Origin of the sequence: Salmonella sp. SAL00672 (assembly GCF_046552175.1) — a bacterium.
GTDB classification, from domain to species: Bacteria; Pseudomonadota; Gammaproteobacteria; order Enterobacterales; family Enterobacteriaceae; genus Salmonella; species Salmonella enterica.
The window spans coordinates 1-24,149 of the sequence record NZ_JBGDUQ010000005.1; the positions used below are offsets into that span (position 1 = coordinate 1).

General features: G+C 52.5%; 22 protein-coding genes and 1 pseudogene. 11 read left to right on the forward strand and 12 right to left on the reverse strand.

Features of this window, described 5'->3' with window-relative positions:
- Positions 1–408: 408 nt before the first annotated feature.
- Positions 409–846, reverse strand: coding sequence for an acetyltransferase (locus ACLJTG_RS14170; RefSeq protein WP_000973244.1), 438 nt, complete (start codon positions 844–846; stop codon positions 409–411).
- A 156-nt stretch (positions 847–1,002) separates the two neighbouring features.
- Between ACLJTG_RS14170 and metA the strand changes: the two genes are divergently transcribed.
- The 4 genes from metA (at position 1,003) to aceK (ending at position 6,991) form a co-directional block, all read left to right on the forward strand.
- Positions 1,003–1,932, forward strand: coding sequence for a homoserine O-succinyltransferase MetA (metA, locus tag ACLJTG_RS14175; RefSeq protein ID WP_001122767.1), 930 nt, complete (start codon positions 1,003–1,005; stop codon positions 1,930–1,932).
- Positions 1,933–2,200: 268 nt separating this feature from the next.
- On the forward strand, positions 2,201–3,802 hold the full coding sequence (gene aceB / locus ACLJTG_RS14180; RefSeq protein ID WP_001069371.1) for a malate synthase A: 1,602 nt from the start codon (positions 2,201–2,203) through the stop codon (positions 3,800–3,802).
- Positions 3,803–3,833: 31 nt separating this feature from the next.
- Positions 3,834–5,138 (forward strand): isocitrate lyase, encoded by a 1,305-nt coding sequence (aceA, locus tag ACLJTG_RS14185; protein WP_000857882.1) that lies wholly within the window; start codon positions 3,834–3,836, stop codon positions 5,136–5,138.
- A 101-nt stretch (positions 5,139–5,239) separates the two neighbouring features.
- Positions 5,240–6,991: a bifunctional isocitrate dehydrogenase kinase/phosphatase gene (aceK, locus tag ACLJTG_RS14190; RefSeq protein ID WP_079951540.1), complete on the forward strand. Its 1,752-nt coding sequence runs from the start codon at positions 5,240–5,242 to the stop codon at positions 6,989–6,991.
- Here the strand turns inward: aceK and ACLJTG_RS14195 are convergent.
- Together ACLJTG_RS14195 and iclR are read right to left on the reverse strand one after the other, a co-directional pair.
- Positions 6,955–7,362: an ASCH domain-containing protein gene (locus ACLJTG_RS14195; RefSeq protein WP_010989091.1), complete on the reverse strand. Its 408-nt coding sequence runs from the start codon at positions 7,360–7,362 to the stop codon at positions 6,955–6,957. The genes aceK and ACLJTG_RS14195 overlap by 37 nt on opposite strands.
- 10 nt (positions 7,363–7,372) lie before the next feature.
- The gene (gene iclR, locus ACLJTG_RS14200; protein WP_000226430.1) at positions 7,373–8,197 is read right to left on the reverse strand and encodes a glyoxylate bypass operon transcriptional repressor IclR; all 825 of its coding nucleotides are present in this window, start codon (positions 8,195–8,197) and stop codon (positions 7,373–7,375) included.
- Positions 8,198–8,500: 303 nt separating this feature from the next.
- Between iclR and metH the strand changes: the two genes are divergently transcribed.
- On the forward strand, positions 8,501–12,184 hold the full coding sequence (metH, locus tag ACLJTG_RS14205; protein ID WP_079951539.1) for a methionine synthase: 3,684 nt from the start codon (positions 8,501–8,503) through the stop codon (positions 12,182–12,184).
- Between the two features lie 266 nt (positions 12,185–12,450).
- Positions 12,451–14,082 (forward strand): Na/Pi cotransporter family protein, encoded by a 1,632-nt coding sequence (locus ACLJTG_RS14210; RefSeq protein ID WP_000956811.1) that lies wholly within the window; start codon positions 12,451–12,453, stop codon positions 14,080–14,082.
- 89 nt (positions 14,083–14,171) lie between these two features.
- Here the strand turns inward: ACLJTG_RS14210 and pepE are convergent, their stop codons facing one another.
- Positions 14,172–14,861 (reverse strand): dipeptidase PepE, encoded by a 690-nt coding sequence (gene pepE, locus ACLJTG_RS14215; RefSeq protein ID WP_000421791.1) that lies wholly within the window; start codon positions 14,859–14,861, stop codon positions 14,172–14,174.
- A gap of 71 nt (positions 14,862–14,932) precedes the next feature.
- Between pepE and ACLJTG_RS14220 the strand changes: the two genes are divergently transcribed.
- From ACLJTG_RS14220 to rluF, 3 genes are read left to right on the forward strand one after another with little or no spacing between them, the layout of a single operon-like run.
- Complete coding sequence (locus ACLJTG_RS14220; protein ID WP_001541281.1) at positions 14,933–15,034, forward strand: hypothetical protein; 102 nt, start codon at positions 14,933–14,935, stop codon at positions 15,032–15,034.
- A gap of 34 nt (positions 15,035–15,068) precedes the next feature.
- Positions 15,069–15,608 carry a DUF2058 domain-containing protein gene (locus ACLJTG_RS14225; RefSeq protein ID WP_001096724.1) on the forward strand — a complete coding sequence of 180 codons (540 nt, stop codon included), beginning with the start codon at positions 15,069–15,071 and terminating at the stop codon, positions 15,606–15,608.
- A 46-nt stretch (positions 15,609–15,654) separates the two neighbouring features.
- A complete protein-coding gene (rluF, locus tag ACLJTG_RS14230; protein WP_000954619.1) occupies positions 15,655–16,524 on the forward strand; it encodes a 23S rRNA pseudouridine(2604) synthase RluF in 870 nt (289 codons plus the stop codon).
- Here the strand turns inward: rluF and ACLJTG_RS14235 are convergent.
- From ACLJTG_RS14235 to ACLJTG_RS14255, 5 genes are all read right to left on the reverse strand, one after another.
- Positions 16,521–16,793: a DUF3811 domain-containing protein gene (locus ACLJTG_RS14235; RefSeq protein WP_001207628.1), complete on the reverse strand. Its 273-nt coding sequence runs from the start codon at positions 16,791–16,793 to the stop codon at positions 16,521–16,523. The genes rluF and ACLJTG_RS14235 overlap by 4 nt on opposite strands.
- 62 nt (positions 16,794–16,855) lie before the next feature.
- A complete protein-coding gene (locus ACLJTG_RS14240; protein ID WP_001068171.1) occupies positions 16,856–17,614 on the reverse strand; it encodes a DeoR/GlpR family DNA-binding transcription regulator in 759 nt (252 codons plus the stop codon).
- Positions 17,601–18,464 carry a Cof-type HAD-IIB family hydrolase gene (locus ACLJTG_RS14245; RefSeq protein WP_000924653.1) on the reverse strand — a complete coding sequence of 288 codons (864 nt, stop codon included), beginning with the start codon at positions 18,462–18,464 and terminating at the stop codon, positions 17,601–17,603. The genes ACLJTG_RS14240 and ACLJTG_RS14245 overlap by 14 nt, the downstream gene beginning before the upstream one ends.
- A 16-nt stretch (positions 18,465–18,480) precedes the next feature.
- Positions 18,481–19,320, reverse strand: a complete 840-nt coding sequence (locus ACLJTG_RS14250; protein WP_000472331.1) for a hypothetical protein — start codon at positions 19,318–19,320, stop codon at positions 18,481–18,483.
- A gap of 23 nt (positions 19,321–19,343) precedes the next feature.
- Positions 19,344–20,933, reverse strand: coding sequence for a PTS sugar transporter (locus ACLJTG_RS14255; protein ID WP_000716849.1), 1,590 nt, complete (start codon positions 20,931–20,933; stop codon positions 19,344–19,346).
- 249 nt (positions 20,934–21,182) lie between these two features.
- On the opposite strand from ACLJTG_RS14255, the gene ACLJTG_RS14260 reads away from it, so the two are divergent.
- On the forward strand, positions 21,183–21,305 hold the full coding sequence (locus ACLJTG_RS14260; RefSeq protein ID WP_275656321.1) for a hypothetical protein: 123 nt from the start codon (positions 21,183–21,185) through the stop codon (positions 21,303–21,305).
- Between the two features lie 136 nt (positions 21,306–21,441).
- Here ACLJTG_RS14260 and ACLJTG_RS14265 read toward each other — a convergent pair whose 3' ends face one another.
- Positions 21,442–21,729 carry a DapH/DapD/GlmU-related protein gene (locus ACLJTG_RS14265; RefSeq protein WP_001675416.1) on the reverse strand — a complete coding sequence of 96 codons (288 nt, stop codon included), beginning with the start codon at positions 21,727–21,729 and terminating at the stop codon, positions 21,442–21,444.
- A 30-nt stretch (positions 21,730–21,759) separates the two neighbouring features.
- Positions 21,760–21,986: pseudogene (locus tag ACLJTG_RS14270) on the reverse strand (hypothetical protein); the annotation flags it as partial.
- A 322-nt stretch (positions 21,987–22,308) separates the two neighbouring features.
- On the opposite strand from ACLJTG_RS14270, the gene ACLJTG_RS14275 reads away from it, so the two are divergent.
- The gene (locus ACLJTG_RS14275) at positions 22,309–22,656 is read left to right on the forward strand and encodes a Mor transcription activator family protein (RefSeq protein WP_000615248.1); all 348 of its coding nucleotides are present in this window, start codon (positions 22,309–22,311) and stop codon (positions 22,654–22,656) included.
- Between the two features lie 130 nt (positions 22,657–22,786).
- Here ACLJTG_RS14275 and lysC read toward each other — a convergent pair whose 3' ends face one another.
- Positions 22,787–24,136 carry a lysine-sensitive aspartokinase 3 gene (gene lysC, locus ACLJTG_RS14280; RefSeq protein WP_000136394.1) on the reverse strand — a complete coding sequence of 450 codons (1,350 nt, stop codon included), beginning with the start codon at positions 24,134–24,136 and terminating at the stop codon, positions 22,787–22,789.
- Positions 24,137–24,149 lie beyond the last annotated feature (13 nt).

Consider the following 24,149-nt stretch of genomic DNA (forward strand, 5'->3'; position numbering starts at 1 on the left):
GAACTCAGAAGTGAAACGCCGTAGCGCCGATGGTAGTGTGGGGTCTCCCCATGCGAGAGTAGGGAACTGCCAGGCATTAAATAGAATGAAAGGCTCAGTCGAAAGACTGGGCCTTTTGTTTTATCTGTGGTCTGTCGGTGAGCACTCTCCTGAGGAGGAGAAATCCGCCGGGAGCGGATTTGAACGTTGCGCAGCAACGGCCCGGAGGGTGGCGGGCAGGACGCCCGCCATAAACTGCCAGGCATCAGTTTAGTGAAGAAGCCCGTCCGTCAGGACGGGCTTCTTTGCGTGTGTGGTAACATTTAAAAATGTAGGCCTGATAAGCGCAGCGCCATCAGGCAACCGGCACCGCCGGATGGCCGCTTCGCCTTATCCGGCCTACATGCACTTATCAGACAGCGCCGCTACTCACGGATAAATTAAATTCAACAATGGATACGGTTTCCCAAGATCGTCGACCTCCGAACGTCCCGTCACCTTAAATCCCATTTTCTTATAAAATCCAACAGCTTGTGTATTCTGCTCGTTAACATTGGTTGTCAACCCTGGTGCCAGTGTTAACGCATGTTCAACCAGCATCTTACCGATACCCTGACCACGCACGTCCGGATCGACAAACAGCGCATCCATATGTTCGCCGGTAAGCAGCATAAATCCTACCGGCTCATCCTGATCGGTCACGGCAACCCATAGTGGCGCTTCTGGCAGAAAATCGCTCACCAGTTCTTCCAGTTCGGCCCGATAAGCGTTTGACAGAAAATCGTGCGTAGCATCGACTGAGCGACGCCAGATCGCAATCAGTTTTTCCCCTTCCTCATGCCTTGAACGGCGAATGTTAATCATCATCTTCACTCCTTTTTTGCTTACTTCTATTCTAATGCAAATGCTGTCGTGAAACTTTCTCACCTTGAACTTGCAGACTCGACATTCGCCTGATTTCTGAGTATCTTCAGCTATCTGGATGTCTAAACGTTTAAACGTATGTCGTGAGGTTATCAGGTTATGCCGATTCGCGTGCTGGACGAGCTACCCGCCGTCAATTTTTTACGTGAGGAGAATGTCTTCGTCATGACGACTTCTCGCGCATCAGGTCAGGAAATTCGCCCGCTAAAGGTACTTATCCTTAACCTGATGCCGAAGAAGATTGAAACGGAAAATCAGTTTCTGCGTTTGCTATCGAACTCGCCATTGCAGGTCGATATTCAACTACTGCGGATAGATGCCCGCGAGTCGAGGAACACGCCAGCCGAGCATCTGAACAACTTTTACTGTAACTTCGACGATATCTGCGATCAGAACTTTGATGGGCTTATCGTGACCGGAGCGCCGCTGGGTCTGGTGGAGTTTAATGACGTGGCTTACTGGCCGCAGATTAGGCAGGTGCTGGAATGGGCGAAAGATCACGTTACTTCGACGCTATTTGTCTGTTGGGCCGTCCAGGCTGCACTCAATATTCTTTATGGTATCCCTAAGCAGACCCGTACAGATAAACTTTCCGGCGTCTATGAACATCACATCCTTCATCCTCATGCTCTGTTAACGCGTGGTTTTGATGATTCGTTTCTTGCGCCACACTCACGCTATGCCGATTTCCCGGCGGCGCTAATACGGGATTATACGGATCTTGAAATTCTGGCCGAAACAGAAGAAGGGGATGCGTACCTGTTTGCCAGCAAAGATAAACGTATTGCGTTTGTCACCGGTCATCCTGAATATGACGCTCATACGTTAGCGGGTGAATATTTTCGTGACGTTGAGGCCGGGTTAAATCCGGAGGTTCCGTACAACTATTTCCCAAAAAACGATCCGCAAAACATACCGCGCGCAACCTGGCGCAGCCACGGTAATTTACTGTTTACTAACTGGCTCAACTATTATGTCTACCAGATTACGCCATATGATCTGCGTCACATGAATCCAACCCTGGATTAATCTTCTGCTTCTGACGATCCTAAAGCGTTTCAGCATGTTGAATCAGGCACCTTCGGGTGCCTTTTTTATTTCCGAAACGCACCTCATCATGTAATTAAATTTAATTTATATTGTTATCAATAGGTTAATGCATAATTAAATTAAAAATGGAAATTGTTTTTGATTTTGAAATTTAATTGAGTAGTCTTAGTTGTGTTGAACGAAAAGCGCACAGTGATCCTTCGTTCGCATTGGGGATGTATCTGGATCAACAACGAGGAGCTGCATGATGAATCCACAGGCAACCACAACTGATGAATTAACCTTTACCAGGCCGCAAGGCGAGCTGGAAAAGCAAGTCCTGACCGCTGAAGCAGTCGAGTTTTTGACGGAGTTAGTCACCCGTTTTACGCCAAAACGCAATAAACTCCTGGCTGCACGTATCCAGCAACAGCAGGATATTGATAACGGTAAGTTGCCTGATTTTATTTCGGAAACCACTTCCATTAGAGAAAGTAATTGGCAGATTCGTGGTATTCCGGCGGATTTACAGGATCGCCGAGTAGAAATTACCGGGCCGGTTGAACGTAAAATGGTGATTAATGCCCTGAACGCAAATGTGAAAGTGTTTATGGCGGATTTTGAAGACTCGCTGGCGCCGGACTGGAATAAAGTTATTGATGGTCAAATCAACCTGCGTGATGCGGTGAACGGCACCATTAGCTATACCAACGAAGCCGGAAAAATCTATCAGCTCAAGCCCGATCCGGCCGTATTGATTTGTCGTGTACGTGGTCTACATCTGCCAGAAAAACATGTTACCTGGCGGGGGGAAGCCATTCCCGGCAGCCTGTTTGATTTTGCTCTGTACTTTTTCCACAACTATAAAGCGCTGCTCGCTAAAGGTAGCGGCCCGTATTTTTACCTGCCGAAAACGCAAGCCTGGCAGGAGGCAGCCTGGTGGAGTGAAGTTTTCAGCTACGCCGAAGACCGCTTTAACCTGCCGCGCGGTACGATCAAAGCGACCCTGTTGATTGAAACGCTGCCGGCTGTTTTCCAGATGGATGAGATTCTTCATGCGCTGCGTGATCATATCGTCGGTCTCAACTGTGGTCGCTGGGATTATATTTTCAGCTATATCAAAACGTTGAAAAATCACCCGGATCGCGTCTTGCCGGACAGGCAGGTGGTAACGATGGACAAACCGTTTCTGAGCGCCTACTCGCGCCTGCTGATCAAAACCTGCCACAAGCGCGGCGCGTTCGCGATGGGCGGTATGGCGGCGTTTATCCCGAGCAAAGACGTTGAACGCAACAATCAGGTCCTTGCCAAAGTGAAAGCGGATAAAGCGCTGGAAGCGAACAACGGCCACGACGGCACGTGGATTGCGCATCCTGGGTTGGCGGATACCGCAATGGCCGTCTTTAACGAGGTACTGGGCGAGCACAAAAATCAGCTGTTCATTACCCGTGATGAAGATGCGCCGATTACCGCTGAACAGTTACTGGAGCCATGTGAAGGCGAACGCACAGAAGCGGGAATGCGCGCCAATATTCGCGTGGCAGTGCAGTACATTGAAGCGTGGATCTCCGGCAATGGCTGTGTACCGATTTACGGTCTGATGGAGGATGCCGCGACGGCGGAAATCTCACGAACCTCTATCTGGCAGTGGATTCACCATGAGAAAACACTGAGCAATGGAAAACCCGTAACGAAAGCGCTTTTCCGCGAAATGTTGGCGGAAGAGATGCGGGTAATCCAGGACGAACTGGGCGAGCACCGCTACAGCAGCGGGCGCTTCGACGATGCCGCACGTCTGATGGAGCAAATCACCACCTCAGATGACTTAATCGACTTCCTCACCCTGCCGGGCTATCGCTTACTGGCTTAATTCACCACATAACAATATGGAGCATCTGCACATGAAAACCCGTACTCAACAAATCGAAGAATTACAGAAAGAGTGGACACAACCGCGCTGGGAAGGCATCACCCGCCCGTACAGCGCGGAGGAGGTGGTGAAATTACGCGGCTCGGTTAACCCGGAGTGCACGCTGGCGCAGCTCGGCGCCGCGAAAATGTGGCGGCTGTTGCACGGTGAAGCGAAAAAAGGCTATATCAACAGCCTTGGCGCGCTGACCGGCGGTCAGGCGTTGCAGCAGGCGAAAGCTGGTATTGAGGCGATTTATCTTTCAGGCTGGCAGGTGGCGGCAGATGCCAACCTGGCATCCAGCATGTATCCGGATCAATCGTTGTACCCGGCAAACTCTGTTCCGGCGGTAGTGGATCGGATCAACAACACTTTCCGTCGTGCAGATCAGATCCAGTGGGCATCCGGTATTGAACCCAACGATCCGCGCTATGTGGATTACTTCCTGCCGATCGTTGCTGATGCGGAAGCCGGTTTTGGCGGCGTTCTGAATGCCTTCGAACTGATGAAATCGATGATTGAAGCCGGTGCAGCGGCCGTTCACTTCGAAGATCAGCTGGCGTCGGTGAAGAAATGCGGCCATATGGGCGGCAAGGTGCTGGTCCCCACGCAGGAGGCGATTCAGAAACTGGTTGCTGCGCGTCTGGCCGCTGATGTGATGGGCGTCCCGACGCTGGTGATTGCGCGCACCGATGCGGATGCGGCAGATCTGATCACCTCCGACTGCGATCCCTATGACAGCGGTTTCATTACCGGCGAACGCACCAGCGAAGGTTTTTACCGCACCCATGCGGGCATTGAGCAGGCGATCAGCCGCGGTCTGGCGTATGCCCCGTATGCCGATCTGGTGTGGTGCGAAACCTCTACGCCGGATCTCGAACTGGCGCGTCGTTTTGCCGATGCTATCCACGCGAAGTATCCGGGCAAACTGCTGGCCTATAACTGTTCACCATCCTTCAACTGGCAGAAGAATCTGGACGACAAGACCATTGCCAGCTTCCAGCAGCAGTTGTCGGACATGGGTTACAAATACCAGTTTATTACCCTGGCGGGCATCCACAGCATGTGGTTCAACATGTTCGACCTGGCGCATGCATACGCGCAGGGCGAGGGCATGAAGCACTATGTTGAGAAGGTTCAACAACCCGAGTTCGCCGCGGCGAAAGACGGCTACACCTTTGTTTCCCACCAGCAGGAAGTGGGTACTGGTTACTTCGACAAAGTCACCACCATTATTCAGGGCGGCGCGTCATCCGTTACCGCATTAACGGGTTCCACCGAAGAATCGCAGTTTTGATTGATGCCCGGTGGCGCTGCGCTTACCGGGCCTACAGATAGCGTAGGCCGGATAAGCGAACGCGCCATCCGGCAGGACGTGGTGCCGGATGAGGGGAAAAAATGCCGCGTGGCCTGGAATTACTGATTGCTCAAACCATCCTGCAAGGCTTTGACGCGCAGTATGGTCGATTTCTGGAAGTGACTTCCGGCGCGCAGCAGCGTTTTGAACAGGCCGACTGGCACGCCGTCCAGCAGGCGATGAAAAGCCGTATCCACCTCTATGATCATCATGTGGGTCTGGTGGTGGAGCAACTGCGCTGTATTACCGATGGCAAAAGTACCGACGCGGATTTCCTTTTACGCGTTAAAGAGCATTACACCCGGCTGTTGCCGGATTACCCGCGCTTCGAGATTGCGGAGAGCTTTTTCAACTCCGTTTATTGCCGGTTATTTGACCACCGCTCGTTAACACCCGAGCGGTTGTTTATTTTCAGTTCGCAACCGGAGCGTCGCTTCCGTACTATCCCGCGCCCGCTGGCCAAAGACTTCTTTCCCGATCACGGTTGGGAGCTGCTGTTGATGCGCATACTCAGTGACTTACCGCTGCGTCTGCCCTGGCAGAATAAAAGCCGGGATATCCGCTATATTATCGCGCACCTGACTGAAACACTGGGCGAGGACGCGCTACCTCGCTGCCATGTCCAGGTGGCGAACGAGTTGTTTTACCGTAATAAAGCGGCCTGGCTGGTAGGTAAATTAACCACACCTGACGGTACGCTGCCGTTTTTATTGCCGATTCATCGCACTGATGAGGGTGAACTATTTGTCGATACCTGCCTGACCACCACGGCAGAAGCGAGCATTGTGTTTGGTTTTGCCCGCTCTTATTTTATGGTGTATGCGCCGCTGCCTGCCGCGCTGGTTGAGTGGTTGCGTGAAATCCTGCCGGGTAAAACCACTGCCGAACTGTATATGGCGATTGGCTGCCAGAAACATGCGAAAACCGAAAGCTACCGCGAATATTTATGTTATCTGGCTGAAAGTGATGAGAAATTCATTGAGGCGCCTGGTATCCGCGGCATGGTGATGCTGGTGTTTACCCTGCCAGGTTTCGACCGGGTATTTAAAATCATTAAAGACAAATTCGCCCCGCAGAAAGAGATGTCTGCCGCCCATGTGCGTGCCTGTTATCAACTGGTAAAAGAGCATGATCGCGTCGGTCGTATGGCGGATACCCAGGAGTTTGAGAATTTCGTACTGGATAAACGGCAAATCGATCCGGCGCTGATGGCGCTGTTACGGCAAGAAGCGCCAGAGAAGATTACCGATCTTGGGGAACATATCGTCATTCGCCATCTCTATATTGAACGTCGCATGGTGCCGCTCAATATCTGGCTGGAACAGGTAGAAGGCCAGCAGTTGCGCGATGCGATAGAAGAATATGGTAATGCGATTCGCCAGCTTGCCGCCGCTAATATTTTCCCCGGCGATATGTTGTTTAAAAACTTTGGCGTTACCCGTCATGGCCGCGTGGTGTTCTACGACTACGATGAAATTTGCTACATGACGGAAGTGAATTTCCGCGATATTCCGCCAGCGCGTTATCCGGAAGACGAACTGGCCAGCGAACCCTGGTATAGCGTCTCGCCGGGTGATGTTTTCCCGGAGGAGTTTCGCCACTGGCTGTGTGCCGATCCGCGTATCGGGCCATTGTTTGAAGAGATGCATGCCGACCTGTTTCGCGCCGATTACTGGCGCGCGCTACAGACGCGTATTAAAGAAGGGCATGTAGAAGATGTGTATGCCTATCGACGTCGCCAGCGCTTTAGCGTGCGTTACGGCGCGATCTCAAGTACGGCGAACTCTTCGTAAACCAGTTCCATCTCCGGCGACCAATTACCCTCGCGCTCAAAAAAGGCCCGGTGTGCCGCTTGCCAGTACGCCAGGCTAAGATCGCCTTCGCCTTCCAGTGCGGCGAGATCGGCGCTCATCTCGTTAAAACGGATCAGCCTGAGCGCCAGCGTGCGTATGACGCACACGGCGTCGCCTGTGCCGTTGAGCACAATGTGATATGACCCGGGCGTGACAGGGGGTTGCTCTTTCTGATAGCTAACCAGCGAGCTACAGGTGCCACGCTTTTTACCGGCGACCACTAGCGCCGCCAGCTCGTCGGCCAGCGCCGGCGAATCACCGAAAGACCAACAGAAGGCCTGTGGGTACTTCTCCTGCCAGTATAATTTCAGGCTGCTCATTTCAGCGAGTTCCACCATAGGCCAGCGTTACCTCTTTCGCCGCTTTAATCACCATGGCGCCAAGTTCGGTGACGCGATCGTCGGTAATGCGTGAGCAGGGACCGGAAATAGAGAGGGCCGCAAACGGTTCGCGGTGTTCGTCATAAATACACGAGGCCACGCAGCGCAGACCGAGCGCATGTTCTTCGTCGTCAAAGGAATAGCCGCGCTTGCGTGTTTGGGCGAGGTCATCTTTCAGATGGATCGGCGACACCAGCGTCGCATGGGTATAAGCGTGCAACCCCTTGCGGTGCAGCAGACTGGTAACCTGTTCCTCACTGAGCTGTGATAAAAACGCCTTGCCCGCGCCAGAGGCGTGCATGGGCAGCTTGCCGCCAATAGGGGCGGACATGCGCATCAATTGTGTGCACTGCACCTGGTCGATAATAATGGCCTGATGGTCGCTCTGGTCGAGTACGGCAAGGTTTACCGTTTCGCCGGAGTCCTCCATCAGCTTGCGCAAAATCGGATGGACAATCGCCAGCAGATTACGGCTCTGTAAGAAGCTGCTACCGACGATAAACGCGTGTGCGCCTACGGCCCAGTGGCCCAGCTCACCAACCTGGCGGACAAAACCCTGTTGCTGCATGGTGGTGAGTAGACGGTGAGTCGTGGAATTAGGCAAACCCGCCTGTTGCGCCAGTTCGGTCAGCGCGACGCTGCCGTTGGACTCGGCAATCCACTCCAGCAGCTTCAGACCGCGAGTTAAAGACTGAACCTGCCCGGTTACGGGTGCAGTGGTAGCGGCAGGTTTTCTCCCGCGTTTCGCGGGAACAGGGGCAACCATGGCAGACTCCTTTTTCTGTATCGTGGAAATCATTTTCGTTTTATTCAATTATAATGCAAGAGTTCCTGAACTGATCGGATGAGTGACATCACAGGATGCCCGATGGCGCTGCGCTTATCAGGCCTACGCTTTGGGAGCCGCCAAAGTAATTTGTAGACTGATAAGGCGCTTGCGCCGCCATCCGGCAAAGCGACAGAAGTGGGTGGCAAGCTGAACATGTCTCATGTTGCCCGTTGTTCTCTTTTCCGCCAGCACGCTTTGTGCCAGTATGGCTCGTTACGTGGAGCGTTGTCGGGAGCGAGTGTGAGCAGCAAAGTTGAACAACTGCGTGCGCAGTTAAATGAACGTATTCTGGTGCTGGACGGCGGTATGGGCACCATGATCCAGAGCTATCGTCTACATGAAGAAGATTTCCGCGGGGAGCGCTTTGCCGACTGGCCCTGCGACCTGAAAGGCAACAATGACCTGCTGGTACTCAGCAAGCCGGAGGTGATCGCCGCTATCCACAACGCCTACTTTGAGGCTGGCGCGGATATCATCGAAACCAACACCTTTAACTCGACAACCATTGCGATGGCGGATTACCGGATGGAATCCCTGTCGGCGGAAATTAACTATGCGGCGGCCAAACTGGCGCGCGCCTGCGCCGATGAATGGACGGCGCGAACACCAGAAAAACCACGCTTTGTTGCGGGCGTGCTTGGTCCAACTAACCGCACGGCCTCCATTTCACCGGACGTCAACGACCCGGCGTTTCGTAATATCACCTTCGATCAGCTGGTGGCGGCCTACCGTGAATCCACTAAAGCGCTGGTGGAAGGTGGCGTAGATCTGATTCTGATTGAGACCGTCTTTGACACCCTGAATGCGAAAGCGGCGGTGTTTGCGGTGAAAGAAGAGTTTGAAGCGCTGGGCGTTGATCTGCCGATCATGATTTCCGGCACCATCACCGACGCCTCTGGCCGTACGCTTTCCGGCCAGACGACCGAAGCCTTTTATAACTCGCTGCGCCACGCCGAGGCGCTCACTTTTGGCCTTAACTGCGCGCTGGGGCCAGATGAACTGCGCCAGTACGTCCAGGAACTGTCGCGGATTGCCGAATGCTACGTCACCGCGCACCCGAACGCCGGCCTGCCGAACGCTTTCGGCGAGTATGACCTCGACGCCGACACCATGGCGAAACAGATTCGCGAATGGGCGGAAGCGGGCTTCCTGAATATCGTTGGCGGCTGCTGCGGCACCACGCCGGAGCATATTGCGGCGATGAGCCGCGCCGTTGCCGGTTTGTCGCCGCGCCAACTGCCGGATATCCCGGTGGCCTGCCGCCTTTCCGGCCTGGAGCCGCTGAACATTGGTGACGATAGCCTGTTTGTCAACGTCGGCGAACGTACTAACGTCACCGGCTCGGCCAAATTTAAACGCTTGATCAAAGAAGAGAAATACAGCGAAGCGCTGGATGTCGCCCGTCAGCAGGTAGAAAGCGGCGCGCAGATTATTGATATCAATATGGATGAGGGGATGCTCGACGCCGAAGCGGCGATGGTGCGTTTCCTCAGCCTGATTGCCGGTGAGCCGGACATTGCCCGTGTACCAATCATGATCGACTCCTCGAAATGGGAAGTTATCGAAAAAGGGCTGAAGTGTATTCAGGGTAAAGGCATCGTGAACTCCATCTCGATGAAAGAGGGCGTGGAGACCTTTATCCATCACGCGAAGCTCCTGCGTCGCTACGGCGCCGCGGTGGTGGTGATGGCTTTTGACGAACAGGGGCAGGCCGATACCCGCGAGCGTAAAATCGAAATTTGCCGCCGAGCCTACAAAATTCTCACCGAAGAGGTGGGTTTCCCGCCGGAAGACATCATCTTCGACCCGAATATCTTCGCCGTGGCGACCGGTATTGAAGAGCACAACAACTACGCGCAGGACTTTATCGGCGCTTGCGAAGACATCAAACGCGAGCTGCCGCACGCGCTGATCTCCGGCGGCGTGTCTAACGTGTCCTTCTCGTTCCGCGGCAACGACCCGGTACGTGAGGCTATCCACGCGGTATTCCTCTACTACGCCATCCGCAACGGCATGGACATGGGCATCGTCAACGCCGGACAGCTGGCGATTTATGACGACCTGCCCGCCGAGCTGCGCGATGCGGTTGAAGATGTCATTCTTAACCGTCGCGATGACGGCACTGAGCGTTTGCTGGATTTGGCGGAGAAATACCGCGGCAGCAAAACCGACGAAGCTGCCAACGCCCAGCAGGCGGAATGGCGTAGCTGGGACGTGAAAAAGCGTCTCGAATACTCGCTGGTGAAAGGCATTACCGAATTTATCGAACAGGATACCGAAGAAGCCCGCCAGCAGGCCGCCCGCCCGATTGAGGTGATCGAAGGCCCGCTGATGGACGGCATGAACGTGGTCGGCGACCTGTTCGGCGAAGGGAAAATGTTCCTGCCGCAGGTGGTGAAATCCGCTCGTGTGATGAAACAAGCGGTGGCCTACCTGGAGCCGTTTATTGAAGCCAGCAAAGAAAAAGGCTCCAGCAACGGCAAGATGGTGATTGCCACCGTGAAGGGCGATGTGCACGACATTGGCAAGAACATTGTTGGCGTGGTGCTGCAATGCAACAACTACGAAATCGTCGATCTTGGCGTGATGGTGCCAGCGGAGAAAATCCTCAGAACGGCGCGTGAAGTGAATGCCGATCTGATCGGTCTTTCCGGGCTGATTACCCCGTCGCTGGACGAAATGGTCAACGTGGCGAAAGAGATGGAGCGTCAGGGCTTTACTATCCCGCTACTGATCGGCGGCGCAACCACTTCGAAAGCGCATACGGCGGTGAAAATCGAGCAGAACTACAGCGGTCCGACGGTCTACGTGCAGAATGCTTCGCGTACCGTGGGCGTGGTGGCGGCGCTACTCTCCGACACCCAGCGCGATGACTTTGTCGCCCGTACCCGCAAAGAGTACGAAACCGTGCGTATTCAGCACGCCCGCAAAAAACCGCGCACGCCGCCGGTCACGCTGGAAGCGGCGCGCGATAACGATCTGGCGTTCGATTGGGAACGCTACACCCCGCCGGTAGCCCACCGTCTGGGCGTGCAGGAGGTGGAAGCCAGCATCGAAACGCTGCGCAACTACATCGACTGGACGCCGTTCTTTATGACCTGGTCGCTGGCCGGCAAATACCCGCGCATTCTGGAAGATGAGGTGGTGGGCGTTGAGGCGCAGCGTCTGTTTAAAGACGCCAATGATATGCTGGATAAACTCAGCGCCGAGAAACTGTTGAATCCGCGTGGCGTGGTGGGCCTGTTCCCGGCGAACCGCATTGGCGATGACATCGAAATTTATCGCGACGAAACCCGTACTCATGTTCTGACGGTCAGCCACCACCTGCGCCAGCAGACCGAGAAAGTCGGTTTTGCCAACTACTGTCTGGCGGATTTTGTCGCGCCGAAACTGAGTGGAAAAGCGGATTACATCGGTGCTTTCGCAGTCACCGGCGGTCTTGAAGAAGACGATCTGGCTGATGCTTACGAAGCGCAACACGACGACTATAACAAGATCATGGTGAAGGCGATTGCCGACCGCCTGGCGGAAGCCTTTGCCGAGTACCTGCACGAGCGCGTGCGTAAGGTTTACTGGGGCTATGCGCCGAACGAGAGCCTGAGCAACGAAGAACTGATCCGCGAAAACTACCAGGGGATTCGCCCGGCGCCGGGTTATCCTGCCTGCCCGGAACATACCGAAAAAGGCACTATCTGGCAGCTACTGGATGTCGAAAAACACACCGGGATGAAGCTCACCGAATCTTTCGCCATGTGGCCTGGCGCGTCGGTCTCCGGCTGGTACTTCAGCCATCCTGAGAGCAAATACTTCGCGGTAGCGCAGATCCAACGCGATCAGGTGACAGATTATGCTTTCCGTAAAGGAATGAGCGTTGAGGACGTTGAGCGGTGGCTGGCGCCGAACCTGGGTTACGATGCGGACTGATTCATAAAATCGTCACTTTTCCTTACAACATACAAGGCACTCATTGGGTGCCTTGTCTCTTTCTTACAATTAAACCCTTATACTGAAGGAAGGCTCTACGCTGAATTTGCCGGATGGCGGCGTAAACGCCTTATCCAGCATACCGTATTACGTATGGTAAGCCCGGTGGCGTGCAACGCCAGCAGGCCTTAACGCTGTGCGCCATCAGGCAATTTATCGCAAGTGAGCTTCAGGAAAACGTATAACGATAAGGAGAACCTGACGCCGTGTTAACTTTGCTCCATCTACTTTCTGCCGTTGCGCTGTTGGTATGGGGAACACATATCGTTCGTACTGGCGTAATGCGCGTGTTTGGCGCGCGTCTACGCACTGTCCTCAGCCGCAGCGTGGAAAAGAAACCGCTCGCCTTTTGTGCGGGTATCGGTGTTACCGCGCTGGTACAAAGCAGTAACGCCACCACTTTATTGGTAACGTCGTTTGTCGCCCAGGATCTTGTCGCCCTGACGCCAGCTCTGGTGATTGTGCTGGGCGCTGATGTGGGTACTGCGCTAATGGCGCGTATTCTCACCTTTGATTTGTCGTGGCTGTCGCCGCTGCTGATTTTTATTGGCGTGATTTTCTTTTTGGGACGTAAGCAGTCCCGTGCCGGGCAGCTTGGTCGCGTCGGTATCGGGCTTGGCCTGATTCTACTGGCGCTGGAGCTGATTGTGCAGGCGGTGACGCCGATCACTCAGGCTAATGGCGTGCAGGTCATTTTCGCGTCGCTGACGGGCGACATTATGCTGGATGCGCTGATTGGCGCGATGTTCGCTATTATCAGTTATTCCAGCCTGGCGGCGGTGTTGCTGACGGCGACCCTGACGGCGGCGGGGATTATATCGTTCCCGGTAGCGTTGTGCCTGGTCATCGGCGCCAATCTGGGATCGGGGCTGCTGGCGATGCTCAATAACAGCGCCGCCAATGCTGCCGCGCGTCGCGTAGCGCTCGGCAGCCTATTGTTCAAATTGATCGGCAGCCTGGTCATCCTGCCGTTTGTCCATCCGCTGGCGAATCTGATGGATGAGCTATCGCTACCGAAATCAGAGCTGGTGATCTATTTCCACGTTTTCTATAACCTGGTGCGCTGCCTGGCGATGGTGCCATTTGCCGAGCTGATGGCGCGTTTTTGTAAACGAATTATTCGTGATGAGCCTGAACTGGATACCCATCTGAAGCCGAAACATCTGGATGTCAGCGCGCTGGATACGCCAACGCTGGCGCTGGCTAATGCTGCCCGCGAGGTGTTGCGCATTGGCGATGCGATGGAACAGATGATGGAAGGGCTAAAAAAGGTCATGCACGGCGAGCCGCGTGAAGAGAAAGCGCTGCGCAAGCTGGCGGATGACGTTAACGTGCTCTACACCGCGATTAAGCTTTATCTGGCGCGAATGCCGAAAGACGAGCTGGCGGCGGAGGAGTCCCGCCGGTGGGCGGAGATTATTGAGATGGCCCTGAACCTCGAACAGGCGTCGGATATTATCGAGCGAATGGGCAGTGAGATTGCCGACAAGTCGCTGGCGGCGCGTCGGGCATTTTCAGAAGAAGGATTGAAAGAGCTGGATGCGCTTTACGATCAACTGCTCAGTAATCTGCAACTGGCGATGTCGGTCTTTTTCTCCGGTGATGTCACCAGCGCCCGTCGGTTGCGCCGCAGTAAACATCGCTTCCGTATACTTAATCGCCGATACTCACATGCGCATGTCGACCGCCTGCACCAGCAGAACGTGCAAAGTATTGAAACCAGCTCGCTCCATTTAGGGCTGCTGGGCGATATGAAGCGTCTTAACTCACTGTTCTGTTCGGTCGCCTATAGCGTACTGGAACAGCCGGATCAGGACGAGGAACGGGGCGAGTATTAAGTGAAATGCCGGATGGCGGTGTAAACGTCTTCCGGCCTACGGAGAACATGCGTGTAGGCCCGTCATTCGGCATTCAATGTGGCCAGAGATTAAAAGCGATGACCCGCTTCCAGCGCCACGGCCTCCTCGCCCGCTTTAAACACCCAGGTGGTATTCGGGCCGCCGAGAACCGCCTGGCCGTTGCTCACCTGAATCCAGTTACCTTCCGGCAAACCAATCACTGCCAGTTCCGGCGCGACCACCAGCAGTTCGCGAATACGCTGCTCGCGGGTCTCGCCCTTATGACCTTCCGGCAAGGCGTTAGTGAAGTGAGGATTAATTTGCAGCGGGAACAGATCCAGCGCGTCGAAACCGTTTGGATCGACGATCGGCATATCGTTGGTCGTGCGGATAGTCGGGCAGGCAAGGTTGGCGCCCGCGCTCCAGCCGATATACAGCGCGCCGCGTTTTACCCTGTCCGCCATCGGCGCCAGCAGCCCGCGTTCACGCGATTCTTTCAGTAGCTGGAAGGTATTTCCGCCGCCGACAATAATGATTTCCGCTTTCTCAATCGCCGCAAGCGGATCGGCGACACGATGAATCCCTGTGACGTTTACCCCTAATGGCGCAAGCACCTCTGCGGTTTTATCCGTGTACTCGTCCCATGTTTGCGTGACGCCGGCAAACGGAATAAACACGGCTGAGCGTCGACCGTTCAACTGATTCGCTATCAGCGGCAGAGCGTGTTCCAGCCAGGCTTTACCCGGCAGCGTCGAGTTACTTAATAAAAGCAGTTCCATTACTTCTCCACCTCATCAGGAAATGTCAAAACGTAATAATGCTACCATTATCCATTTAATGTCTTACTGATATGGCTCATGATGTTACGCGTGTCACAGGCAAAGCGCGGTCGCTAAAAGTGACGACAGGCCAGATCTGCCATCTGGTATCGCCTGAAAAATTACAGGTATAATCCGCAAAATTATTTAACACGTTTAGAGACGAAAATGGCAAAACTGACCTTACAAGAGCAACTGCTACAAGCGGGATTAGTGACCAGCAAAAAAATGGCCAAAGTCCAGCGCACGGCTAAAAAATCACGCGTTCAGGCTCGTGAGGCCAGAGAGGCAGTGGAAGAAAATAAAAAGGCGCAACTTGAGCGTGATAAACAACTCAGTGAACAGCAAAAACAAGCGGTTTTAGCGAAAGAGTTTAAAGCTCAGGTTAAGCAACTTATTGAAATGAATAGAATCAATGTATCTAAAGGCGATATTGGTTTTAACTTCACCGATAATAACGTCATCAAAAAAATAGACGTGGATAAGCTCACTCAGACGCAACTGATTAATGGGCGTCTCGCGATTGCGCGTCTGGTTATCAATAACAGCGGTGAATGTGAATATGCGATTATTCCCGCGAGCGTCGCCGATAAAATCGCACAACGAGATGCGGACAGTATTGTCGTAAACAGTGCGCTGAGTCAGGAAGAGCAGGACGAAGATGATCCGTATGCCGATTTTAAAGTTCCTGACGATTTGATGTGGTAAGTCACATTCCCGACGTTTATGTAGAAAAATTTCTCAGAGAGTAAATATGCTGACCGACACATCTACCCGGCTTAATAAATATATCAGTGAAAGCGGCATCTGTTCGCGTCGCGAGGCGGACCGTTTTATCGAACAGGGCAATGTTTTTATCAACGGCAAACGCGCCGCCATTGGCGATCAGGTGGTCGCCGGGGATGTTGTTAAAGTAAATGGTCGGTTGATTGAGCCGCGAGAAGCGGATGATTTAGTGCTGATTGCGCTGAATAAACCGGTTGGCATTGTCAGTACCACTGAAGACGGCGAACGCGACAATATTGTCGATTTTGTGAACCACAGCAAACGTATCTTCCCGATTGGTCGTCTGGATAAAGACTCGCAGGGGCTGATATTTCTGACTAACCACGGCGATCTGGTCAATAAGATTCTGCGTGCCGGTAACGATCACGAAAAAGAGTATCTGGTGACGGTGGATAAACCGATTACCGACGAGTTTATTCGCGGTATGGGCGCTGGCGTGCCGATTCTGGGTACCGTCACCAAAAAATGTAAGGTGAAAAAAGAGGCGCCGTTTGTCTTTCGCATTACCCTGGTGCAGGGATTAAACCGTCAGATCCGTCGTATGTGTGAATACTTTGGTTATGAAGTGACGAAACTGGAGCGTACGCGCATTATGAACGTCAGCCTGAGCGGGATTCCGCTGGGCGAGTGGCGCGATCTGACGGACGATGAGCTGATCGATCTGTTTAAATTGATTGAGCGTTCCTCTTCCGAAGCCAAACCAAAGGCCAAAGCGAAGCCGAAGACCACGGGTATTAAGCGACCGGTCGTGGCGATCGAAAAAAGCAATGAGAAAGCACGCCCGACATCAAGCGGTAAGCGCTTTACCTCGCCGGGACGAAAGAAAAAAGGACGTTAACGTCTGCCGCGCGTCGGCGTATTCGCTGACCAGGAGAATGACGCTTCCGTATCGGGTTTATACGCCTGCTTTTTCTTCAACTGGCGGGCTTTTTTCGCTTCAGCCTCACGCAGCGCCATCAGCTTATCGATGTACTCCTTTTTTACGCTGTTGGTCTCAGAATTGGTCAGCGGACGACCGTGCGCAATACGGGCGCGGTCCAGCAACGTTTTCAGTTCGCGCTGTTCGCGCTCGGTCATCTCTTTTTGGGTAATGCGGGGGAGTGCCATACGGGTGCCCTCAGTTAGCCGATGCATTTAGTCTACGGCAATACGCAACGGGCGGATAGCGCTCAGTCAGCAATCCGCAGCTTTCCGGCGAAATCCTGTGGCGTATAACCCGTTGACGTAAATCCTTTATCCGTGATGATGTTATCGATTTCTTTTACGCTTGCGATGCACATCACACCGTCCTGACCAAATTTGGTATGGTCGGCGAGAATCACTGATTTTTTGCTCATCGCAATCATGGCTTTGGCAACGTAGGCTTCTTCAAAGCTCTTCACCAACACGCCATGCTGGGGAGAAATGCCGCCAGCGCCAATAAAACAGATATCCGCGTGAATTGCGTTAATCTGCTGACACACCGAGACGCCGAGGTTGGCGCGAAAATGGTAATCATATTCGCCGCCTAATACATACACGCGGGCCTGCAGGTTATGCTCTTTAATTTTATCGGCAATCAGGGCTGAATTGGTAATCACGGAAAAAGCGAGAGGCGGTAATTGCTCGGCCAGAATAAGGTTAGTTGTACAGGAGTCAATAAACAATGTATCCCGTTCACTGACCATTTCGGCGGCAAGTTTGCCAATCGCTATTTTCTCTTCGCGATGCGCCTCTATTCTTGCGCTAAACGCATCCTCCTGGACAACTTGCTTTTTGACTGCGCCCCCATGAATCTTAGTGATTTTGCCTTCTGATTCCAGTAAGGAGAGATCGCGACGAATGGTTTCCGAGGTGACGTTGAGCATTTCCGATAATTTAATAACGGTGACTTCACCGAATTTGTTTAATTCATCAAGAATATGTTTTCGTCTTTTAATTGGATTCATTATCTTTCGCCGCCGTCAACCTTTGGCGCATGGTAACTGGATGCGTAAGGCAACGCAACCACTCCAACGCATGGACGATACCCTCCTCATCATTCGTGGCAGTCACATAGCCGGCCTGCCGCTTTACTGCATCCGGCGCGTTGCCCATTGCGATGCTGATTCCGGCGGCGGCAAACATGCTGACATCATTCTGCTGATCGCCAATCGCGACCACCTTGTCAGAAGATATATTTAAATAATGAATTAATTGTTCTATTATGCACCCTTTATTTACATCGGATCTTTGAATATCAATATAATTTTCTCCCGTGACAACCGCATAATATCCACAAGGCAGGTGATTATTCACTTCTGTACACAGAGTATCTATCTCCGAAGATGCGGCAACAAGTGTAATTTTATATATATTGCGACGATTAAAGATATTTTCTGCAGTTTCAGTTATAAGCTGTAACCCAAATAAGCGGGCTTCATATGTTGTCCAGGGCGCAATTAGTCTATCGTCACGATGGTAAATTGCTTCGGCACTAAAAAAATGGTGGTGATAGCGGGAAAGAGAAATATGCTGGTCAATATTCCACAGGTCTGTGGCGGTCAGCGGGGCAGCATGAATAATGCGCTGCTCCGCCATCTCCAGAAGGTGTCCGCAGTTAAAACCGGCGCACCAGCTAAACAACCTATCAACCTGTTGTTGGCGTAGCAGGCGTACCATTGAGGAGACCGGTCTGGCGGAACATGCCGCCAGTAGACCACCGTTCTGGCGGAACGCAATCAGCGCCTGGCGCGTGCGCGGGCTGATTGTTTTCTGCGAGGTGAGTAATGTTCCATCCAGATCGGTGATCAACAACATCTCTCGTTCCCTGATATCAATGAACAATAAAAGGCGTAACGGCTTCTTTGGCGGCGTTGCACACCATGTTGTCGATAGCCGTACCGACCACCAAAATATTGACTCCGGTATCTTTAAACGCTTTCGCGTTGGCGAGGTTAATCCCGCCTTCCGCCAGCGTCGGAACATCCACCGCGCCGACCAACGCCTGCAGGCGATCTTTAATCATCTGCGGGATATCGCCTGCCGCTACGCCTTCATAGCTCATGCCGGTCATCAGACCAATCATATCCACGCCGATATCCTGCATCCGCTTCGCCACGCTGGCGACCTCTTCCGGCGTGCGTGCAGGAATACCGAAAGTATGCAGATCGTCAGGATGGCCAATATAGGCATCGACGGTCAGACCATATTGATGGGCGAGATTAACGATGTCCTGCAGATCGTCCCAGTCGGATTTATGCGTATGTAAACCGTCGGCTCCAGCGCGGGCAATCTCCAGAATTTCCGTTTCGCTGAGCGGCACCGGTAAGGTTTCGGTAAAACCGCCGGCGATACCAACGGTGATAAAAATATCGTCCGGGACCACATTACGAACACCGTGTACGGCCTCAGCCATCTGGCTATTGGTGATTTCGTGACGAATCTGCTCCGCCGCGTGCATGTTGCTCACGCCTTTGTGTCCACGCGCCAGCGCCAACGCAGGGTGGTTCGGCTCCAGAAGCTTAACGCCAGCCTCACACACGGCTTTCGCCAGGCGCGCATCGTCGCCAGTTATTCCTGTGCTGAGGATAGTTTGCCCACCGTGAAGCGTGATGGCTTCTTTCACTTTCTGTAACGCTTTGGCGCGTTTTTTATTCATATCGCCTTTAAACATGGTGTACCTCTGGTGTTGGTGCATTAATTAACGGCTGTCGTTGTTGATTCGCTCTGTACGACAGGTTTGAAACGGTTAGCAATAATGGTGGTAAGGCAGGTCATAGCCATTGTGGCAATCATTACGATGGCCATCTGGAGCGCATTGCTGGATAAGAACGGTGAGGCGAAAGCCGGAACATAGGCCACGCCTTTGACGTTAAAAAAGCCCAGCATCATGCCGCCCATTCCGGCCCAAAAAATGGCGGAGCCAAAAACAATTTTGTTGGCGAACATGAAGGGATAGGCGGATTCAACAAAGGTGCCAAAACCCAGGTTAATGAGCAGGCCCGGCGTAGCAACGGCAGCTTCGCTTTTTTCACGCGGGGCGATCACATTGGCAAGGTTAATACCTGCGGCCACCATCACCAGACCGACCATATCGACCGCGCCGAGGAAGCTGACGCCGGATTTTTCCATCTCCAGCAGCACCAACGGCAGGATCACCGCGTGATAGACGCCGCCGAGAATGGCAGGCCAGATAACCAGACCAGCCAGCAGCCCGGCAAGAATTGGGCTGAATGCCAGCGTGCTTTCGATAGCCAGTTTGATGTAATTACCCGCAGATAGCGCCAGCGGACTCAGCAGATAGTGCATGATTAACCCAGCGGCAAGGCCCGATATCCCACCGGCGACGATGTTGACGGTAGTCATTGGGAAGCGCCAGTTCAGGCACAGCTCGAACAGCCAACGGACGAAAATCCCCGCCATTACACCGCCGATAATGCCGCCGATCAGTCCGCCCTCTACGGAAAGCACGCCAGCGACGACCCCGGCCACAATTGAAACTTCATCCAGTTCGGAAATCTGTTTTGCCGCCAGTACCGCGACTAACACTGGCAGACCTTTTAATAAGATTTCAAAGATATCGTTAAGTTTTTCCAGTCCTGGTATGTGGCTCAGGGCGAGTACAATCGCCATGGCGATAAAGCCTGGTAGCGCAGGGATCATGATGCTACGAATGTTAAAACGTTTGAGCAGGCTTTTTCCGGAACCGCTCTGCGAGGGCGAAGCGCTACCCAACTGTGGTTTGTACTTGATACCCCAATGTTTACACAGCGACGCCACGAAGGAGACGGCGCGGGTACGGCTGGTGGTGCCAGTTGTTCCGGAGGTCGCGACCACATTCGCCCCCTTTGCCGCCACCAGCGCCATGGAGGTTCCCCCGGTGCCGACAATCGGTGTTTTCATCTCAACGGCGGCGGCAAAAACGGCCTGGTTCGCCTTTACCGGATCAGCGCTCATTACCACGATCCCATCGATCTCACCGCGGCGGATCATCTCAGCGATTTGGCGATCGCTTTCTACTACCGAGGTGTTTACCTCCGAAAGTTTGCCCTGAAATATGCGCTGTGGTTTTTGTTGGTTTTCTGTGGTTAATGCATAAACCGATGCCGGGGTATCCGGTTTGGCGACGTCCATCGAGGCTTCTGCCGCGATAAACTGTACGGCGGCCACATTCACGCCCGCAGCCTCACACTGCTGATAAATCTCCTGGAGTAACTTCTCTGGCTCGGCGCCACCCAGGTTGTAGAGGTTGCCTCCACTGCTTCCAATAATCGCAATTTTTTTCATAGCGGCCTCAAATAGGGTAAGGGGGTTATCTGTGTTGTAGTGCAATCATAATTCCAACTAAAACAAAATAAATCAACAATGAAAAAGTATTTTTATACCAAACGATATCAGATTTTAAAGATAACTCACTAAAATATAATGATTAATTTGTGATTTTGCTTTGTGTTGTTTTGTGTGGTTTTGTGACGAGGTTCAAAATGAGGAGGGCATAAATTGGGGAAAGCTGCCCATGTTGATGGGACGAGCAGGGTGTACAGATTCCTGAGCAGTATTCCGCCAGCAGCGCCTGGCGCGGAACCGCCGGATGACGCGCCTGCGTCGCCATCCGGCAACGTATCGCCCGATGGCGCTTACGCTACCGGGCCTTACTAAACGCTCTATCAGAATAGTGATGTAGACATCAGGTCAGAGAATGAACTTAACAATCATTCACAAAAGAAATGTTTTATTTTTAGTCTATTAACCTGACGAGAAAAGTCTATAAAATATTGCAATCTTAAGATTTAGATTAATCCCATTTTTTGTGATTTATTACTGGGATTACTTCTGATGTTTTTTTTGTAATATATATGCTATTTGCTGGAATGCTCTTATTTACAAATGACATTGCTCCAATAGTAACATTATCACCGATAGTAATAGAGCCTATAATGCAGGTGTTGGCTCCTATATCTACATTATTGCCAATAATAATGAAATCATCTTCTTTTAAACCTTGCTTGTTCCCTACTGTTGTATTTTGCTTAAGCGATAAATTACAACCGATACGAGCCTTTTTCGTGATGACGATCCCCATGTGATGCGGAATATCCAAACCATAGCCGATTACTGCTCCCAGCTCTATATCAATTCCAAATTTGGAATTTAGTTTGCGATTAATCCATAATCCAGTTTTTTTCTGTTTTTTTGAACCATAGATATACATCTCATTTGCCAGACGCCACCAAAATAAAAAATTACGACGGCGATTGTTATTGGCCTGCATAAGTAATCGACATAATGAAAATTCATTCCTGCGAATAATCTCATGCCGCCAGTATTCCCGTAATCCACTTCCTTTTTTAGATATGGAAAATAATAAGCAATGTAAGAGTTTGATTTTTTCTTCCTCCAATGAAGAAAGCTAGCTTGTTAAATAAATGTTATTATCGTAGGAGGTTCACGTATCAATTGGTAAAAATACTATAAGATGGTTTTTTATAATACTTCATTTGCTATGCAAACTGAATATTCCTTTAATTTATAATTAAATGCCGTTGATAGTAAATATTTATATATATTTTGAATGTATTGATAGGTAGTTATTGCACCATTTTTTACGCTTCCCTTTTTGGTGTCGTCACGGGAAGCATGGTGCTGGATATGGAGATAAAATATGATTCAGAAATCAAAAGAAATGGTTCGGCTTCCGGAGATTATTAACGATCTGGCGTTTCATGCGTCGCAAGTACTTATTGAAAGCATGAATATTGATAGCGCGTCAGCCGAAAATGCCGGTCAGGCAATTGCTGACAGAATGATGCGCAACTGGGGCGGGCAAAGCATTTATTTCCCCAAAGGTATCTCTGGCCGGGCCTCGGAACGGGATTATCAGATTTACAGCGAGTGCGATGGGCGTAATTATGCGGAGCTGGCCAAAAAGTACAATTTAACACTGCAGTGGATCTATAAAATCGTTAAGCGGGTCCACACGGAAAAACAGCACCAGCGGCGTATGCTGTAAGCGATATCGGGTATGGCGTATAGCGACAAGCGCTATACGCCGGGAGCTGCGACAGGCCGGATAAGGCGCTTGCGTCGCCATCCGGCAGCGTATTGCCTGATAGCGCTCACCCGCTGTCGTGTCAGGGCGATTATTCAAATAAGTTCTGATGTAGCTTTTGCACCACTTTCTCGGCATCGTCTCCCGGCACGAGGAAGCACAGATTGTGGCTGGAGGCGCCGTAACAAATCATGCGAATGTTGAACGGTTCCAGGACGCCAAACACTTCTTTACCAACACCGCAGGCTTTTGACAGGTTGTTGCCAATCAGCGCGACCAGCGCCAGTCCTTCTTCGACTTCTACCCGACACAGCGCGGAAAGCTCCATCAATAAGGATTGGGTCAGTAATGTATCGCCCGTGGAGGTGGAGCCGGTAGTATCCAGCGTCAGCGCGACGCTCACCTCCGAAGTGGTAATCAGATCTACCGAAATATTATGCCGCGCCAGAATGCCGAACACCTCTGCCAGGAAACCTCGCGAGTGCAGCATATTCAGGCTGTGCAGCGTCAATAGCGTTTGATTGCGGCGCAGCGCCAGCGCACGGAACAGCGGCGGGTTTTGGGTTTTATTGCACACCAGCGTACCGCCCGCTTGCGGATCTTTACTGGAGCCAACAAAGACCGGGATATCGCTACGCACGGCCGGGAGTAAGGTGGCTGGATGCAATACTTTTGCGCCGAAGGTTGCCATCTCCGCCGCTTCTTCAAAGTCGATTTCATCAATTCGCTGCGCGACAGGCACTACGCGCGGGTCGGTGGTGTAAATACCGGGCACATCTGTCCAGATATCAACCCGCGCGGCATGGAGCGCTTCAGCCAGCAACGCTGCCGTATAGTCGCTGCCGCCGCGGCCTAACGTCGTGGTGCGGCCTTTGCTTTCACTGCCGATAAAGCCCTGAGTAATGACCAACGTTTCGCTCAGGCGCGGGAGCAACTGCTGCGCGGCCAGTTCCGCAAGCGCTGCGACGTCCGGTTCCGCACGGCCAAAGCGATCGCTGGTACGCATCACTTTGCGCACGTCGAACCAGTGGGCCTGTACGTCGCGTTCACGCAGGATCTCAACAAATAGCAGGGTAGACATTAGCTCGCCGTGGCTGACCAGTTCATCGGTCAGGGCTGCCGATGTCGCCAGCGATGCCGCCTCCGCCAGAATAGTGATGTTTTCCAGCAGGCGTTCAATCTCTTCGCGAATGACATTCGGATGACGCAGACGATCAAGGATATCGAACTGGATTTTACGGATGGCGTCGAGCGTAGCGAAACGTTCGCCGGGCTCCATCCCTTCGGCCAGCGCCACCAGCAGATTAGTGATGCCGGCAGACGCGGAAAGCACGACTAAACGAACATTGGCGTCGGAAAGTACGATATCCGCGCTACGGTTCATGGCGTCAAAATCAGCGACGCTGGTACCGCCAAATTTGGAAACAACGATCTCTGTCATATCAACCTCGTGT

Bases quoted from the DNA above. Each gene is read 5' to 3' on its own strand.
- ACLJTG_RS14170 (WP_000973244.1), bottom strand. From the start codon at position 846: ATGATGATTAACATTCGCCGTTCAAGGCATGAGGAAGGGGAAAAACTG.
- metA (WP_001122767.1), top strand. From the start codon at position 1,003: ATGCCGATTCGCGTGCTGGACGAGCTACCCGCCGTCAATTTTTTACGT.
- aceB (WP_001069371.1), top strand. From the start codon at position 2,201: ATGAATCCACAGGCAACCACAACTGATGAATTAACCTTTACCAGGCCG.
- aceA (WP_000857882.1), top strand. From the start codon at position 3,834: ATGAAAACCCGTACTCAACAAATCGAAGAATTACAGAAAGAGTGGACA.
- aceK (WP_079951540.1), top strand. From the start codon at position 5,240: ATGCCGCGTGGCCTGGAATTACTGATTGCTCAAACCATCCTGCAAGGC.
- iclR (WP_000226430.1), bottom strand. From the start codon at position 8,197: ATGGTTGCCCCTGTTCCCGCGAAACGCGGGAGAAAACCTGCCGCTACC.
- pepE (WP_000421791.1), bottom strand. From the start codon at position 14,861: ATGGAACTGCTTTTATTAAGTAACTCGACGCTGCCGGGTAAAGCCTGG.
- ACLJTG_RS14220 (WP_001541281.1), top strand. From the start codon at position 14,933: ATGGCTCATGATGTTACGCGTGTCACAGGCAAAGCGCGGTCGCTAAAA.
- ACLJTG_RS14225 (WP_001096724.1), top strand. From the start codon at position 15,069: ATGGCAAAACTGACCTTACAAGAGCAACTGCTACAAGCGGGATTAGTG.
- rluF (WP_000954619.1), top strand. From the start codon at position 15,655: ATGCTGACCGACACATCTACCCGGCTTAATAAATATATCAGTGAAAGC.
- ACLJTG_RS14235 (WP_001207628.1), bottom strand. From the start codon at position 16,793: ATGGCACTCCCCCGCATTACCCAAAAAGAGATGACCGAGCGCGAACAG.
- ACLJTG_RS14240 (WP_001068171.1), bottom strand. From the start codon at position 17,614: ATGAATCCAATTAAAAGACGAAAACATATTCTTGATGAATTAAACAAA.
- ACLJTG_RS14245 (WP_000924653.1), bottom strand. From the start codon at position 18,464: ATGTTGTTGATCACCGATCTGGATGGAACATTACTCACCTCGCAGAAA.
- ACLJTG_RS14250 (WP_000472331.1), bottom strand. From the start codon at position 19,320: ATGTTTAAAGGCGATATGAATAAAAAACGCGCCAAAGCGTTACAGAAA.
- ACLJTG_RS14255 (WP_000716849.1), bottom strand. From the start codon at position 20,933: ATGAAAAAAATTGCGATTATTGGAAGCAGTGGAGGCAACCTCTACAAC.
- ACLJTG_RS14265 (WP_001675416.1), bottom strand. From the start codon at position 21,729: ATGGGGATCGTCATCACGAAAAAGGCTCGTATCGGTTGTAATTTATCG.
- ACLJTG_RS14275 (WP_000615248.1), top strand. From the start codon at position 22,309: ATGATTCAGAAATCAAAAGAAATGGTTCGGCTTCCGGAGATTATTAAC.
- lysC (WP_000136394.1), bottom strand. From the start codon at position 24,136: ATGACAGAGATCGTTGTTTCCAAATTTGGCGGTACCAGCGTCGCTGAT.